Below are 14673 nucleotides of genomic sequence, written 5' to 3' on the forward strand. Positions count from 1 at the left end.
TTCAGCCGACAGTGTTCAGTCGACGACGCGGACGGCGCCCTTGTCGGCGGAGGCCGCGAGCTTCGCGTACGCGCGAAGCGCCTTGGTGACCGGACGCTGGCGGTCGCGCGGCGTCCACGGGTGCTCGGAGGCTTCCATCTTGGCGCGACGCTCCGCCAGGGTCTCGTCGTCGACGAGGACCTTGAGGGTGCGGGATTTCACATCGATGAGGATCTCGTCGCCGTTCTCCACCAGACCGATGTCGCCGCCGGCCGCCGCCTCCGGGGAGGCGTGGCCGATCACCAGGCCCGACGATCCGCCCGAGAAGCGGCCGTCGGTGACCAGACCGCACTTCTTCCCCATGCCGGTGCCCTTCATGAAGGCCGTCGGATGCAGCATCTCCTGCATGCCGGGCCCGCCGGCGGGCCCCTCGTAACGGATCACCAGCACCTCGCCCGCCTGCAGTTCCTTCGACAGGATGGCGTGCACCGCGTCCTCCTGGCTCTCGACGACGCGCGCCGGGCCCTGGAAGTGCCACAGCGACTCGTCGACGCCGGCGGTCTTCAGGATGGCGCCGTCGCGGGCCAGGTTGCCGTGCAGCACGCACAGTCCGCCTTCGACGGTGTAGGCGTGCTCCTTGTCGCGGATGCAGCCGTCGGCGGCATCGGTGTCGAGCGACTCCCAGCGGTTGGAGGTGGAGAAGGGTTCGGTGGTGCGGACGCCGCCCGGGGCCGCGTGGAACAGTTCGATCGCCTGATCGGTGGCCGTGCCGCCACGGATGTCCCAGTCGGCGAGGTAGCTCTCGAGCGACGGCGCGTGAACGGGATGGACGTCGGTGTTGAGCAGACCGGCGCGGTTCAGCTCACCGAGGATCGCGGGGATGCCGCCGGCGCGATGCACGTGCTCCATGTAGTACTTCGGTGAATTGGGCGCCACCTTGGCCAGGCACGGAACGTTACGTGAGATGCGGTCGATGTCCTTCAGATCGAACTCCACCTCGCCCTCCTGGGCCGCGGCCAGGATGTGCAGAACGGTGTTGGTGGATCCGCCCATCGCCACGTCGAGCGCCATGGCGTTCTCGAAGGCCTGGCGGGTGGCGACGTTGCGCGGCAGCACCGACTCATCGTCGTCCTGGTAGTAGCGCTTCGCGATGTCGACGATCAGCTCGCCGGCGCGCGTGAACAGGTCGCGGCGTGCGACCTGGGTGGCCAGCGTCGATCCGTTGCCGGGCAGCGACAGCCCGAGCGCTTCGGTGAGGCAGTTCATCGAGTTGGCGGTGAACATGCCGGAGCACGACCCGCACGTCGGACAGGCGGACCGCTCCACCTCCAGCAGTTCCTTGTCGTCGACGTTGCTGTCGGCGGACGCCGAGATCGCGTCGATCAGGTCGGTGCCCGGGCGCACGACGCCGTTGATGACGACCGATGTGCCCGCCTCCATCGGTCCGCCGGAGACGAACACGGTGGGGATGTTGAGACGCATCGCGGCGTTGAGCATGCCCGGCGTGATCTTGTCGCAGTTCGAGATGCAGACCAGGGCGTCGGCGGTGTGCGCGTTCACCATGTACTCGACGGAGTCGGCGATGATCTCGCGGCTCGGCAGCGAGTACAGCATGCCGCCGTGACCCATCGCGATGCCGTCGTCGACGGCGATGGTGTGGAACTCCTTGGCCACGCCGCCGGCCTCGCGCACGGCGTCGGCGACGATCTCGCCGACGTTCTTCAGATGCACGTGACCCGGGACGAACTGGGTGTACGAGTTGGCGATCGCGATGATCGGCTTCCCGAAATCGTCGTCGGTCATACCGGTGGCGCGCCAGAGGGCGCGGGCGCCGGCGGCTTCACGGCCGACGGTTGTGGTGCGAGACCGCAGGGCTGGCATGGAATTCCTCGCTAGAAATCGCTGAACTGGACCCGGACGGGCTGACGATCCGGGATGTCCTTCAACTTTACGCTCAGCTGTCCAGAGTTATTCCCGGCGTCAGATCTGCAGGACCGCCTTGGCGATCGAGAAGTAGATGATCAGACCCGTCGCATCGCAGAAGGTGGAGATGAACGGGGTGGAGAACACTGCGGGATCGACGTGGATGGAGCGCGCCACCAGCGGCATGATGCCGCCGACGGTCGCCGCGACCGTGCAGACCGAGAGGATGGTCAGCCCGATGACGGTACCGATGCCGATGTCGTAGACCAGTCCTGCGACGAGGAATCCGACGACGCCGAGGGCGGCGCCCATGGTGACGCCGACGCTCATCTCCTTGCCCGCGACTCGGACCACGTCGGAGGTGGTCACCTCGTCGGTGGCGAGCGCACGGGTCACCGTGGTCGCCGCCTGCGAGCCGGTGTTGCCGCCGATGCCGGTCAGGAGCGGAATGAACAGTGCGAGGGCCACCTTCTGCTCCAGAGTGCCCTCGAAGATCTCCAGGACGTTCACCGTGAGGATCGCCGAGATCGCCAGCACGAACAGCCACACCACTCGCGCGCGGGTGATCGCGAACGTCGAGGCCTGCAGGTACGGCGTCTTCAGCATCTCGCGGGCGCCGGCGCGCGCCTCGTCCTCGTCGCGGGCCGCTTCTACCACCTCGGCGGCGTCGTCGAGGGTCAGGACGCCGAGCAGTCGGTCCTCGTTGTCGACCACGGGCATCGCCATGATCGACCGGTCGATACAGCGCTGGGCGGCCGACTCGGCCGGTTCGGCGGCGTAGGCGAAGATCGGCGCCTTCGTGTGCTCGGCGACATCGGTGTCCGGATCCGAGAGCAGCAGATCGCGCAGGCTCGCCACGCCGATCAGGCGGCGCTGGTGGTCCACCACGGGCACCGTGTAGATGGTCTCGGCGTGCCGCCCGCGCGCCTTGATCCGCTCGATCGCCGTGCGGCAGTCGTCGTCGGGGAAGACGTGCACGAACTCCGGACTCATCCGGCGTCCCACCGACCCGCGCCGGAACCCCAGGACCACCGCCGTCGTCTCGCGCTCGGCGGGGGAGAGGGAGCGGATCAGCGCCTTGGCGACGTTCGCGGGGAGCTCGTCGAGCAGCTCCGCGCGGTCGTCGGGGTCCAGATGGTCGAAGGCGTCGGCCACCTCCGCGGTCCCGAGCGAACTGATCAACGCGGCCTGCGCGGTGGAGCTGAGGTCGTCGAAGACCTGCACGGCGTCGTCCTTGGCGAGCAGCCGGAAGGCGATGGTCCGGTCGCCCTCGTCCATCGCGTCGAGGATCGCGGCGGCGTCCTGCGGGGCCAGTTGCGAGAGTTCGCGGCCCACGAACGCCAGCCGGCCGTCGTCGATGGCGCTCTGCAGGGCCTTGGCGGTGAGTGTCGTCATGGGCTCCGTGTCGGCGTCGTTGGCGGATGCGGGCGCGGCGAGCGCCCCGGTCAGCGAGCGGACAGTCGGGCGTCCCGCTCGGCGGCGAACGGATCGGGGATGCGGCCGCCGCTGGCGTTCGACAGCGCGGGCAGATCGGAGAAGCCGACCGCGGGCAGACGCACGCTCGATCCGTCTCGGGCCACCAGGCGCACCGCGCCCCAGCGCGGGAACCGGATGCCGTCGACGTCGTGCCACGGGAGGCGGCTGGTGCCGAAGGTGCCGACGGCGGTGACGCCCTGCTCGTCGACGATGGTGCGGAGCCGGTGAATCCACCACGCCAGCGCGATCGGCACGATGACAGTCCAGGCGAAGCCGGCGACCGAGATCCCCATCAGCATGATGACGAGCAGAAACGCGACCGGCACCGCGAAGTAAGCGATGCGCGAGATGGAGAAGACCTTGGACGACTCACTCATATTCCCCATTGTCTCACGCACCGCGCCGGGCGCAGGTCACAGCTTCGGGCGAGAGGGAATGATTTGACGCGAGACCCGGAACTGGCCTACTTTGTCCACGTGATGAATCAGAAGCTTCTCGTAGTAATCGGTCGGCGCGTCGACGCCTGATCGGTCACTTCGTAGACCTTCAGATACCAATTACGACGCGCCCCTCGCACAGCCTCGCTGGCGGGGGTTTTTTCTTGTCGGGAGCCGGACGAGAAGTCCCTCCGGCCTGATCGGGAATCGCGTGGAAGAGCAGAACACAAGAGGATGAGGATCGTGCAGTGAGTACTCCAACAGCACGCGGGTCGTCGACCCGACCGCAGTCGCCGTCCACCGAGGGCATGCGCTCACCGGGCGCCGTCGTCGCACCCGAACGGGTCACGGGCGCGCAGTCCGTGGTCCGGTCGCTCGAAGAGCTCGGCGTGGAGGTCGTGTTCGGCATTCCCGGCGGCGCCGTGCTCCCGGTCTACGACCCCCTGCTCGACTCGCAGCGGGTCCGGCACGTGCTCGTCCGTCACGAGCAGGGCGCCGGACACGCGGCCACCGGCTACGCACAGGTCGCCGGCCGTGCCGGCGTCATGATGGCGACGTCCGGCCCGGGCGCCACCAACCTGGTGACGCCGTTGGCCGACGCCCAGATGGACTCGGTCCCGGTGGTCGCGATCACCGGCCAGGTCGGGCGCTCGCTCATCGGCACCGACGGCTTCCAGGAAGCCGACATCTCCGGAATCACGATGCCGATCACCAAGCACAACTTCCTGGTCAGCAGCGCGGCGGAGATCCCCCGGATCATCGCCGAGGCCTTCTACATCGCGGAGTCGGGCCGGCCCGGCGCGGTGCTCGTCGACATCCCGAAGGACATCCTGCAGGCGCAGACCACGTTCTCGTGGCCGCCGCAGTTCGAACTGCCCGGCTACCGTCCGGTCACCAAGCCGCACGGCAAGCAGATCCGTGAGGCCGCGCGGATGATCGCGCAGTCGAAGCGTCCCGTGCTGTACGTCGGCGGCGGCGTCATCAAGGCCGAGGCCTCCGAGGAGCTGCGTGAACTCGCCGAACTGACCGGCATCCCCGTCGTCACGACGCTGATGGCGCGCGGCGCGTTCCCCGACAGCCACGATCTGCACATGGGCATGCCCGGCATGCACGGCGCGGTCGGCGCCGTCGCCGCCCTGCAGCGCAGCGATCTGCTGATCACCCTCGGCGCCCGCTTCGACGACCGGGTCACCGGACAGCTCTCGTCCTTCGCTCCGGAGGCCAAGGTGATCCACGCCGACGTCGATCCGGCGGAGATCGGCAAGAACCGCGAGGTCGACGTCCCGATCGTCGGTGACGCCAAGGCCGTCATCGCCGACTTGATCGAGGCCATCCGCGCCGACCTCGCCGCGGGCGGGGCCAAGCCGGACATGGTCGACTGGTGGGAGTACCTGCGGGACATCCGCAACACCTACCCGCTGAGCTACGACAAGCAGTCCGACGGCTCGTTGTCGCCGGAGTACGTCATCGAGCAGCTCGGCAAGGCCGCCGGCCCCGACGCCGTGTACGTCGCGGGCGTCGGCCAGCACCAGATGTGGGCCGCGCAGTTCGTCAAGTACGAGAAGCCGCGCACCTGGCTCAACTCGGGCGGCCTGGGAACGATGGGCTACTCGGTTCCGGCGGCGATGGGCGCCAAGGCCGCGGCTCCGGACAAGGAGGTCTGGGCGGTCGACGGCGACGGATGTTTTCAGATGACCAATCAGGAGCTGGCCACCTGCGCCATCGAGGGCTTCCCGATCAAGGTCGCACTGATCAACAACGGCAATCTCGGCATGGTCCGTCAGTGGCAGACGCTGTTCTACGACGAACGGTACTCGAACACCGATCTGGCGACGCACTCGCGGATGATCCCGGACTTCCTCAAGCTCGCCGAGGCGCTGGGCTGTGTCGCTTTCCGCGTGGAGCGCGAAGAGGACGTCGCACCGACGATCGCGAAGGCCCAGGAGATCAACGACCGCCCGGTGGTCATCGACTTCATCGTCGGCAAGGACGCCCAGGTGTGGCCGATGGTCGCCGCGGGCACCGGCAACGACGAGATCATGGCCGCGCGCGACATCCGGCCGCTGTTCGACGACGAGGAGTCGGCCGCCGACCCGGCGGAGATCCACGACGCCATGATTCGTGAGCAGGCCACGAGCGAAGGGAACCAGCAGTGAGCACCCATACTCTGAGCGTTCTGGTCGAAGACCGTCCGGGCGTGCTCGCCCGCGTCTCGGGCCTGTTCTCCCGGCGCGGATTCAACATCGAGTCCCTCGCCGTCGGTCCCACCGAGCTGAAGGGCATCTCGCGGATGACCATCATGGTCTCGGTGGAGGACTTCCCGCTGGAGCAGGTCACCAAGCAGCTCAACAAGCTCGTCAACGTGATCAAGATCGTGGAGCAGGAGCCGGCGAACTCGGTCTCCCGCGAACTGATGCTGATCAAGGTCCGCGCCGACGCGTCCAACCGGAGCGAAGTGATCGACGTGGTGAATCTGTTCCGCGCCAAGGTCGTCGACGTCTCACCGGAGTCGGTGACCGTCGAGGCCACCGGAACCTCGGACAAGCTCGAGGCGCTCCTGCGGATGCTGGACCCGTACGGCATCCGGGAGATCGCGCAGTCGGGCGGTGTCACGCTCGGCCGCGGCCCCAAGAGCATGTCCGCCAACCGCTGACATCTCGAGCTCGGTTCGCCGAGTGAAGCGTCAGACCCCGGTCGCGGCCACCGTCACACCGACGGGTTGAATGGTCACGACACACAACACAAATATTTCGTATTGAAGGGATTCCACTGTGGCAGTCGAGATGTTCTACGACGATGACGCCGACCTGTCGATCATCCAGGGCCGTAAGGTGGCCGTGATCGGTTACGGCAGCCAGGGCCACGCACACTCGCTGTCGCTGCGCGACTCGGGTGTCGAGGTCGCCATCGGTCTGCGCGAGGGCTCCAAGTCCCGCGAGAAGGCGGCCGAGCAGGGGCTGAAGGTCATGACCGCGGCGGAGGCCGCCGCCTGGGCCGACGTCATCATGCTGCTGGCTCCGGACACCAGCCAGGCGCAGATCTTCACCGATGACATCGCACCGAACCTGAACGACGGCGACGCGCTGTTCTTCGGGCACGGCCTCAACATCCACTTCGACCTGATCAAGCCGCCGGCCAACGTGACCGTCGCGATGGTCGCGCCGAAGGGACCGGGCCACCTGGTCCGCCGTCAGTTCGTCGACGGCAAGGGCGTCCCGGCGCTCATCGCCGTCGATCAGGACCCGAAGGGCGAGGCCCAGGCGCTGGCGCTGAGCTACGCCAAGGGCATCGGCGGTACCCGCGCCGGCGTCATCAAGACCACCTTCAAGGAAGAGACCGAGACCGACCTCTTCGGTGAGCAGGCCGTGCTCTGCGGCGGCACCGAGGAGCTGGTCAAGACCGGTTTCGAGGTCATGGTGGAGGCCGGCTACGCACCGGAGATGGCCTACTTCGAGGTCCTGCACGAGCTCAAGCTGATCGTCGACCTCATGTACGAGGGCGGCATCGCCCGCATGAACTACTCGGTCTCGGACACCGCTGAGTTCGGCGGCTACCTGTCGGGCCCGCGCGTCATCGACGCCGACACCAAGGAGCGCATGCGCGCCATCCTGAAGGACATTCAGGACGGCACCTTCGTCAAGCGTCTCGTCGCCAACGTCGAGGGCGGCAACAAGGAACTCGAGGCGCTGCGCAAGCAGAACGCCGAGCACCCGATCGAGGTCACCGGCCAGAAGCTGCGCGACCTGATGAGCTGGGTCGACCGCCCCATCACCGAGACCGCCTGAGTCTCAGCGGCCACCGCCGGCGCACCTCTTCGACGACCCCGCACCCGATCCCGGGTGCGGGGTCGTCCGCGTTCGCCGGCGGGATGCCCTCGCTACCATGCTGCGCAGTGCTGCGGCGACCGCGCGCGGCGACGAGAAGGGGAGAACAGATGGGCGAAGTCCGGCATGAGGCAGTCATCGGGGCCCCACGCGAGGCGGTGTTCTCGTACGTGGACGACTACCGGAACGTGCCCGAGTACATGTTCGGGGTCGGTCGGTTCACGCCGACCACCGAGGTGACACACGGCCAGGACTCCGAGTTCGAGACGGCCATCCGGGTCGGCCCGAAGGAATTGACGTCGACGGTGCGCTGTACCGAATGGATCGACGGACAACTGATCAGGCTCGAGTCGGTGAAGGGCTTCGGCGCCGACACCGCGTGGACGTTCGCCGACGGTGACGAGCCGGGTACCACCGTCCTCCGGGTCGTGTTCGGGTACACGCTGCCCGGCGGGCTCGCGGGCAAGGTGCTCGGCGGACTGATCGGCCCCTTCGCCGAACAGGGCGTGAAGCATACGGAGGCGAAGATCAGGGCGGCCGTCGAGGACTGACCGGCGGCGATCCCGGGGGGCGGATCAACCTTGCCATCGGCGCATGGCATTGTGGTGTGCACAACATCGGGCACACCGCAATGCCCGTTCGACCGCAACCGATCGATCCCCAGGAGTCACCAATGCCGGGAGTTCGCCAGACCGTGACCACCGAGGCGTCGCGCGACCGCGTGTTCGCGTACGTCGACGATTACCGAAACGTTCCGAGCTGGATGTTCGGCGTCACCCGGTTCACACCCGTCACCGACCACACGTCCGGGCTCGGCGCCACGTACGAGGCCTGCATGAAGATCGGTCCGAAGAACCTCACATCCACCCTTCGGGTCACCGAGTGGGTGGAGAACGAGTGCGTCGTCCTCACCTCCATCGCCGGCTTCGACGTGCGGACCGGCTGGCGGTTCGCCGACGGCGCCGACGGGCAGACCGTGGTGGATGTGAACTTCGACTACGACCTGCCGGGCGGCCTGGCGGGCAGGGCGCTCGGTGCGATCATCGAGCCCGTCGTCGGCCAGGCGGTGAGGCAGACCGAGGCGGCGCTCCGGGCCGCGGTGGAGAGCAGCGACGCCGCCTGAGCGCGCGCACCGGCACAGACAGACGTCGGGCCCCGAGACGGAAGGTCTCGGGGCCCGGCGTCGTTTCGTCGGCTGCTTCGGGCTACACCGGCTTGAAGTTGTTGTAGCCGATCTTGTTGAGCCGGTTCAGGATCGTCTTGGCGTTGGTCCCGGTCTCCGGTCCCAGGCACGACAGGAAGTAGTAGGCGTTGACCATGCCGACCAGCTGATCTCCGACCACCACGGGGCTGCCCGAATCGCCCTCGATGACGCACATCTGGCTGAAGTGCGAGGTGCCGTCGGAGAACCAGGTGACGCCGCAGGTGTTGCCGGTGGTGCGACCTTCCTTGCACAGGATGGTCGGGAACTGGACCGGGGTGGTGTTGACCTTGCGGATCGTGACACCGCGCACGGTGCGCGTCGGAGCGACGTTCGAGTTGAGCGCGATCACCGCGACGTCGATGTCCGACGCCGAGTAGACGACCGTGCCGATCTGGCCGCGGCTCTGGAAGCTCTCCGAGATCACTCGCTGACCGGGCTTGCCGCAGTGGCCGGCGGTGACGGCGATGAGCTGTCCCTTTCGCGGCCCGGTGGTCGGACGGCCCACGGTGGTCACCGTGCACGCCGCCGCGCTGTTCCCTCCCTTGAGGACGAGGATCCCGGACCCGCCGCCGAGCGGAACCTTGGGTGCGGCATCGGCGGTACCGACTCCGACCAGTGACAACAGGCCGGCGGCGAGAACCGCGAGCAGCACCGTCAACTTCTTCATTGCATCTCCGCTCAGTACTTGTCGAGGCCGCGTATGTCTTCACGGGCGACGTGCCTACCTTAAGTGCCCTCCGGGGCAACGCCCAATGCCCGCCTCAGATACCGCTGCAGTTGTGACGGAAATGAGACGACGTCAGCAATGTACACGCGCCCAGGTGTCGGGCACCACATTCGCATCGGGGCGGATGTGCCCGCGCGGCGCCGGGGAATTACGATGGCGGGGCAAGTCTTGGGTGCCGGACCTGGCACTCTTCACCGGAAGAAACCTGGAGAATGCAGTGACCGAAAGCGGCCGTCCAGTTGTCCTCATCGCTGACAAGCTCGCCCCCTCGACGGTGGAAGCCCTCGGCTCCGACGTCGAGGTGCGCTGGGTAGACGGCCCTGATCGCCCGAAGCTGCTCGAAGCAGTGGTCGACGCCGACGCCATTCTGGTGCGTTCGGCGACCACCGTGGACGCCGAAGTCCTCGATGCGGGTAAGAATCTGAAGATCATCGCTCGCGCAGGCGTCGGCCTGGACAACGTCGACGTGCCGTCGGCCACTGAGCGCGGCGTCATGGTCGTCAACGCTCCCACGTCCAACATCCATTCGGCGGCCGAGCATGCGATCGCCCTGCTGATGTCGACTGCTCGTCAGGTCCCGGCCGCCGACGCCACGCTCAAGGAACACACCTGGAAGCGCTCGTCGTTCTCCGGCGTGGAGGTCTTCGACAAGACCGTCGGCGTCATCGGGCTCGGCCGCATCGGTCAGCTGGTCGCCCAGCGACTGGCCGCCTTCGAGGCCAAGATCATCGCGTACGACCCCTACGCCTCGGCGGCCCGTGCGGCACAGCTGGGCATCGAGCTGGTCGGCCTCGACGAACTCCTCGAACGCGCCGACTTCATCACCATCCACCTGCCCAAGACCAAGGAGACCGCTGGCCTCATCGGCGCCGAGCAGCTCGCCAAGGTCAAGGACGGCGTCATCATCGTCAATGCCGCTCGCGGCGGGCTGATCGACGAGCAGGCCCTGGCCGACGCCATCAAGGCCGGCAGGGTCCGCGGCGCGGGCCTGGACGTCTTCGACTCCGAGCCCTGCACCGACTCCCCGCTGTTCGACCTCGACCAGGTCGTCGTGACGCCGCATCTCGGCGCCTCCACCGCCGAGGCCCAGGACCGCGCGGGCACCGACGTCGCCGCCAGTGTGAAGCTGGCGCTGGCCGGACACTTCGTGCCGGACGCGGTGAACATCACGGGCGGTCCGGTCGACGACGAGGTGGCGCCGTGGCTGGAGCTGTCGCGCAAGCTCGGCGTCCTGGCCGGCGTCGTCGCGGGCGGCATGCCGACCAACCTGACCGTCGAGGTGCGCGGCGAACTCGCCGCCAGCCCGGTCGACGTGCTCGGCCTCTCGGCGCTGCGCGGACTGTTCTCGGCCGTCGTCGACGAGCCGGTCACCTTCGTGAACGCCCCGGCAGTCGCCGGTGAGCGCGGCGTGAGCCACGACGTCGTCACCGAGACCGAGAGCCCCAACCACCGCAGCCAGGTGGACGTGCGCGCGGTCTTCGCCGACGGCAGCATCGTCAACGTCGCCGGAACGCTGACCGGACCGCAGCAGGTTCAGAAGATCGTGAACATCAACGGCCGTAACTTCGACCTCCGCGCCGAGGGCCGCAACCTGCTCGTGAGCTACGCCGACCAGCCCGGTTCGCTCGGCAAGATCGGCACCGTGCTCGGTGACGCCGGTGTCGACATCATCGCCGCCGCCCTGGCCCAGGACGTGGAGGGCAACGGCGCGACCATGATCCTGCGGCTCGACCGCGAACTCGACGACGCGCTGGTCGCGGCGGTCGGCGACGCCGTCTCGGCCACCCTCATCAAGCAGGTGGACCTGTCGTGAGCCAGGGCAAGCCGATGAGACTCGCTGTCATCCCCGGTGACGGGATCGGACCCGAGGTGGTCGACCAGGCGCTTCGCGTGCTGCGCAAGCTGCACCCCGACGTCGAGACCACCGAATACGACTTCGGTGCACGCCGCTACCACGCGACCGGTGAACTGCTCACCGACGAGGACATCGCCTCGCTGCGTGAGCACGATGCGATCCTGCTGGGCGCCATCGGTGACCCGTCGGTCCCGTCGGGCACGCTGGAACGCGGCTTCCTGCTGAAGATGCGGTTCATTCTCGATCATCACGTCAACCTGCGGCCGTCGGTGCTCTACGAGGGCGTCGCCTCGCCGCTCGCAGGCGATCCGAAGATCGATTTCGTCGTGGTCCGCGAAGGCACCGAGGGGCCGTACACGGGCAACGGCGGCGCGATCCGGGTGGGCACACCGCACGAGGTGGCGACCGAGGTCAGTGTCAACACCCGGTTCGGCATCGAGCGCGTGATCCGCGACGCCTTCGCTCGCGCGCAGTCCCGGCGCAAGAAGCTGACGCTGGTGCACAAGAACAACGTGCTCACCTTCGCCGGCGGCATGTGGACCCGTGCGGTCGAGGAGATCGGCAAGGAGTTCCCCGAGGTCGCGACGGACTACATTCACGTCGACGCGGCGACCATCTACATGGTCACCGACCCGGGGCGCTTCGACGTGATCGTCACCGACAACCTCTTCGGCGACATCATCACCGACCTGGCGGCGGCGGTGTCCGGCGGCATCGGCCTGGCGGCGTCGGGCAACATCGACGCCACTCGCGCCAACCCGTCGATGTTCGAGCCGGTGCACGGCAGCGCGCCCGACATCGCCGGACAGAACATCGCGGACCCCACCGCGGCCATTCTGTCCGTGGCACTGCTGCTCCGCCACCTGGGCGACGATGAGGGCGCGGCACGCGTGGAGAAGGCCGTCGCGGCCGATGTGGCGACCCGCGGATCCTCCCGCGGTTCCACCTCGGAGGTCGGCGACCGCATCCTCGCCGGCGTCTGACGACGATCCGTCTGCGAACGGCCCCGGCGCCTGCGCGTCGGGGCCGTTCCTCTCTCGCGGGTCAGGTACCGGGTTCCGGCGATCGCTCGGCTACCGTGACGAGTATGAGTGAATCTGCCCGGCGGACGATCGGACCGCTGGTTGTGCTGCTGGTGGGTGTCGTCGGGTGCGCACTGCTCGCGATCTGGTCCTCGGATCTGCCGGATCGGGTGGCCTCGCACTTCGGCGCCGACGGCGCCGACGGATTCTCGTCGATCACCGAGTTGATCGTGCTCACGGCGGCGACCGCCGTGGTCGGCGCCGTGATCGCGGGGGTCGGCGCCTTCGTGGTGAAGGAGCCGGTCACCTCGCGGATCGTGACCGGGATCGGAACCGGAACCGCGACCTTCGTGATCGCGGTGACGATCTGGATCACCGGCCGCCAGCGAGGGCTCGACGACGCATCGTCGGCGACGTCACCGGTCTGGCTGACGGCGGTCTGCGGCGTCGGTGCCTTGGTTCTCGCGGTCGCCGTCGCCTTCGCCACGCCGGTCCGGCCGGTCGGATACGGTCGCACGGCCCCCGTGGGCGAGGTGCCGGTCGCCCACGACGGGCAGCGCAGCTGGACGGGAACGGCGTCCGTGGGCGCGGGTGGCCTGGTGACCGTCGGAGCGGCCGTCGCCGTGCTGTGCGGGCTGGGCGTGGTGATGGCGAACTGGTATCTGCTCGGTGTGGCGGTGCTGGTCGCCGCCGTCGGGCTGGCATTGACCGGTTCGATACAGGTGAGCGTGTCCGAGGACGGCTTCAGGGCGGCGAGTCGGATCGGCTGGCCGGTGATCGCCATGCCGATCTCGGAGATCCGGCGCGCCGAGGTCGTGGAGGTCAACGCGCTCCGTGACTTCGGCGGCTGGGGTTACCGGGTCTCGGGTCGGCGGAATCTGCGCGGTGCCAAGGGGTTCGTGCTGCGGTCAGGTCAGGCGCTGCTGGTGGTCGGTGACGACCGTCGCGAGGTGGTCGTGGTCGACGGCGCCGCCGACGCCGCGGGCGTCCTCAACGCACTGGTGTCTCGCTGATCCGGGGAGTGCGGTCGCGGGGCACGAGGGGGATCGCGATGACGGGTGCGATCGCCGCGACGGCGAAGGCGGCCGAGTAGCCCGCTGCCTCGATCAGCGCGCCGAGCACGGGCGTGCTCGCCGCGGTCGTGACGTACTGGGCGGTGTTCTGCACCCCGAGGGCGCGGCCGCTCCACGACGGCCCGGCGAACTCGGCGATCGCCGTGAACGCCAGTCCGTTGTCGGCCACCGAACTCACCGTCGCGACCACCATCACCGCCGCGGCCAGCGGAGAACCGATCCAGTCGGTCAGCGCCAGCAGCGCGGTTCCGGCTCCCGCGGCCACGGCGATCACCCGGATCGGTCGCATCCTCGATCCCCAGACGTCGGATATCCGGCCGGCTGCGATGCGTCCCAGCGCGCCGACCACCTGCGTGGCGGTGACCAGGACTCCGGCGCTCAGAGGCGACCACCCGTGCCCGACGATCAACCATGCCGGAACGAAGGTCCACAGCATCGACTGCGGGATCACCAGCAGGACGCTCACCGCGTGGACCCGCTGCAGAAATGTCGCCCCGCGATACGGATTCGCCGACGAGTCCGAACCGGCGCCGCGTCCGATCGGCGGATCGATGATCCCGAAGATCACGGCGATCAGCCCGAGCGCGGTGACGGCGACCGGCACCGCGAAGGCCGCCGTCAGTCCGGCCCGTGCGGCGAGCACCGGCATGGTGAGCGCGCAGACGGCGATGCCCAGCGGCTGCGCCATCTGCCGGATGCCCATCGCGGTGCCGCGCGAGGAGGCCGGGAACCATCCGACCACGATCCGTCCACTCGCACCGTTCGCCGCGCCCGCGCCCAGCCCGCCCACCAGCAGGGCCGCGGCCAGCGCGGTGAAACCCGCGCCCGCCGCCGCGGCGGCCAGTGCGCCGATCGTTCCGGCCAGAGTGATCAGCAGGGAGACCGTCAGGACTCGGCGCTCGCCGAAGCGGTCCAGCGCCGCACCCCAGACGATGATCGTGAGGGTCAGGCCGATCGTCGGGATCGCCGCGAGCGTGGCCGCCGACGAGAGCGACATTCCCTGCGACCGATGCAGTTCCGGAATCACATAGGCCACTCCGGATGTGGCGCACGTCGTAGTCATCGCCGCCAGGAGCGAGCAGGCGAGCATCGTCCACGCTCTGACATCGGAGATGGATTCGGTGCGTCCCGGCATCATCGGCCTCCCGGTCGA

At 68.4% G+C, this 14673-nt stretch carries 13 protein-coding genes; 8 read left to right on the forward strand and 5 right to left on the reverse strand.

Annotated elements, in window-relative coordinates; translation table 11 throughout:
• Positions 1–15 precede the first annotated feature (15 nt).
• The 3 genes from ilvD to GSI01S_RS07590 all read right to left on the reverse strand — a co-directional run bounded on the left by ilvD (position 16) and on the right by GSI01S_RS07590 (position 3755).
• Positions 16–1860 (reverse strand): dihydroxy-acid dehydratase, encoded by a 1845-nt coding sequence (gene ilvD / locus GSI01S_RS07580; RefSeq protein ID WP_006895930.1) that lies wholly within the window; start codon positions 1858–1860, stop codon positions 16–18.
• Positions 1861–1959: 99 nt separating this feature from the next.
• Entirely contained in the window at positions 1960–3297 is a 1338-nt protein-coding gene (gene mgtE / locus GSI01S_RS07585; RefSeq protein ID WP_006895931.1) for a magnesium transporter, read from the reverse strand.
• 50 nt (positions 3298–3347) lie between these two features.
• The gene (locus tag GSI01S_RS07590) at positions 3348–3755 is read right to left on the reverse strand and encodes a PH domain-containing protein (RefSeq protein WP_006895932.1); all 408 of its coding nucleotides are present in this window, start codon (positions 3753–3755) and stop codon (positions 3348–3350) included.
• Positions 3756–4063: 308 nt separating this feature from the next.
• On the opposite strand from GSI01S_RS07590, the gene GSI01S_RS07595 reads away from it, so the two are divergent.
• The 5 genes from GSI01S_RS07595 (at position 4064) to GSI01S_RS07615 (ending at position 8762) form a co-directional block, all read left to right on the forward strand.
• Entirely contained in the window at positions 4064–5971 is a 1908-nt protein-coding gene (locus GSI01S_RS07595) for an acetolactate synthase large subunit (protein WP_081598085.1), read from the forward strand.
• Positions 5968–6468, forward strand: coding sequence for an acetolactate synthase small subunit (ilvN, locus tag GSI01S_RS07600; protein ID WP_006895934.1), 501 nt, complete (start codon positions 5968–5970; stop codon positions 6466–6468). The genes GSI01S_RS07595 and ilvN overlap by 4 nt, the downstream gene beginning before the upstream one ends.
• A gap of 130 nt (positions 6469–6598) precedes the next feature.
• Positions 6599–7600, forward strand: coding sequence for a ketol-acid reductoisomerase (gene ilvC, locus GSI01S_RS07605; RefSeq protein ID WP_174302284.1), 1002 nt, complete (start codon positions 6599–6601; stop codon positions 7598–7600).
• A 149-nt stretch (positions 7601–7749) separates the two neighbouring features.
• Positions 7750–8190: an SRPBCC family protein gene (locus tag GSI01S_RS07610; RefSeq protein WP_006895936.1), complete on the forward strand. Its 441-nt coding sequence runs from the start codon at positions 7750–7752 to the stop codon at positions 8188–8190.
• Positions 8191–8312: 122 nt separating this feature from the next.
• Complete coding sequence (locus GSI01S_RS07615) at positions 8313–8762, forward strand: SRPBCC family protein (RefSeq protein ID WP_006895937.1); 450 nt, start codon at positions 8313–8315, stop codon at positions 8760–8762.
• An 82-nt stretch (positions 8763–8844) separates the two neighbouring features.
• On the opposite strand, the gene GSI01S_RS07620 is transcribed toward GSI01S_RS07615, so the two are convergent.
• Positions 8845–9510, reverse strand: coding sequence for a trypsin-like serine protease (locus tag GSI01S_RS07620; RefSeq protein WP_006895938.1), 666 nt, complete (start codon positions 9508–9510; stop codon positions 8845–8847).
• A 277-nt stretch (positions 9511–9787) separates the two neighbouring features.
• Here GSI01S_RS07620 and serA point away from each other — a divergent pair, with 277 nt between their 5' ends.
• The 3 genes from serA to GSI01S_RS07635 all read left to right on the forward strand — a co-directional run bounded on the left by serA (position 9788) and on the right by GSI01S_RS07635 (position 13460).
• Positions 9788–11383 (forward strand): phosphoglycerate dehydrogenase, encoded by a 1596-nt coding sequence (gene serA / locus GSI01S_RS07625; protein WP_006895939.1) that lies wholly within the window; start codon positions 9788–9790, stop codon positions 11381–11383.
• 14 nt (positions 11384–11397) lie between these two features.
• Positions 11398–12408, forward strand: a complete 1011-nt coding sequence (locus GSI01S_RS07630) for a 3-isopropylmalate dehydrogenase (protein ID WP_039867232.1) — start codon at positions 11398–11400, stop codon at positions 12406–12408.
• A 104-nt stretch (positions 12409–12512) separates the two neighbouring features.
• A complete protein-coding gene (locus GSI01S_RS07635; RefSeq protein ID WP_051999623.1) occupies positions 12513–13460 on the forward strand; it encodes a hypothetical protein in 948 nt (315 codons plus the stop codon).
• On the opposite strand, the gene GSI01S_RS07640 is transcribed toward GSI01S_RS07635, so the two are convergent.
• Complete coding sequence (locus tag GSI01S_RS07640; RefSeq protein WP_233500173.1) at positions 13438–14658, reverse strand: MFS transporter; 1221 nt, start codon at positions 14656–14658, stop codon at positions 13438–13440. The two genes, GSI01S_RS07635 and GSI01S_RS07640, sit on opposite strands and share 23 nt — an antisense overlap.
• Between the last annotated feature and the right edge of the window lie 15 nt (positions 14659–14673).

Source organism: Gordonia sihwensis NBRC 108236, assembly GCF_000333035.1.
GTDB lineage: Bacteria > Actinomycetota > Actinomycetes > Mycobacteriales > Mycobacteriaceae > Gordonia > Gordonia sihwensis.

What these genes read in the sequence shown, in the direction of transcription:
- ilvD (WP_006895930.1), bottom strand. Translation starts at nt 1,860, where the DNA reads ATGCCAGCCCTGCGGTCTCGCACCACAACCGTCGGCCGTGAAGCCGCC.
- GSI01S_RS07590 (WP_006895932.1), bottom strand. Translation starts at nt 3,755, where the DNA reads ATGAGTGAGTCGTCCAAGGTCTTCTCCATCTCGCGCATCGCTTACTTC.
- GSI01S_RS07620 (WP_006895938.1), bottom strand. Translation starts at nt 9,510, where the DNA reads ATGAAGAAGTTGACGGTGCTGCTCGCGGTTCTCGCCGCCGGCCTGTTG.
- GSI01S_RS07610 (WP_006895936.1), top strand. Translation starts at nt 7,750, where the DNA reads ATGGGCGAAGTCCGGCATGAGGCAGTCATCGGGGCCCCACGCGAGGCG.
- GSI01S_RS07630 (WP_039867232.1), top strand. Translation starts at nt 11,398, where the DNA reads ATGAGACTCGCTGTCATCCCCGGTGACGGGATCGGACCCGAGGTGGTC.
- GSI01S_RS07615 (WP_006895937.1), top strand. Translation starts at nt 8,313, where the DNA reads ATGCCGGGAGTTCGCCAGACCGTGACCACCGAGGCGTCGCGCGACCGC.
- GSI01S_RS07640 (WP_233500173.1), bottom strand. Translation starts at nt 14,658, where the DNA reads ATGATGCCGGGACGCACCGAATCCATCTCCGATGTCAGAGCGTGGACG.
- mgtE (WP_006895931.1), bottom strand. Translation starts at nt 3,297, where the DNA reads ATGACGACACTCACCGCCAAGGCCCTGCAGAGCGCCATCGACGACGGC.
- GSI01S_RS07635 (WP_051999623.1), top strand. Translation starts at nt 12,513, where the DNA reads ATGAGTGAATCTGCCCGGCGGACGATCGGACCGCTGGTTGTGCTGCTG.
- ilvC (WP_174302284.1), top strand. Translation starts at nt 6,599, where the DNA reads ATGTTCTACGACGATGACGCCGACCTGTCGATCATCCAGGGCCGTAAG.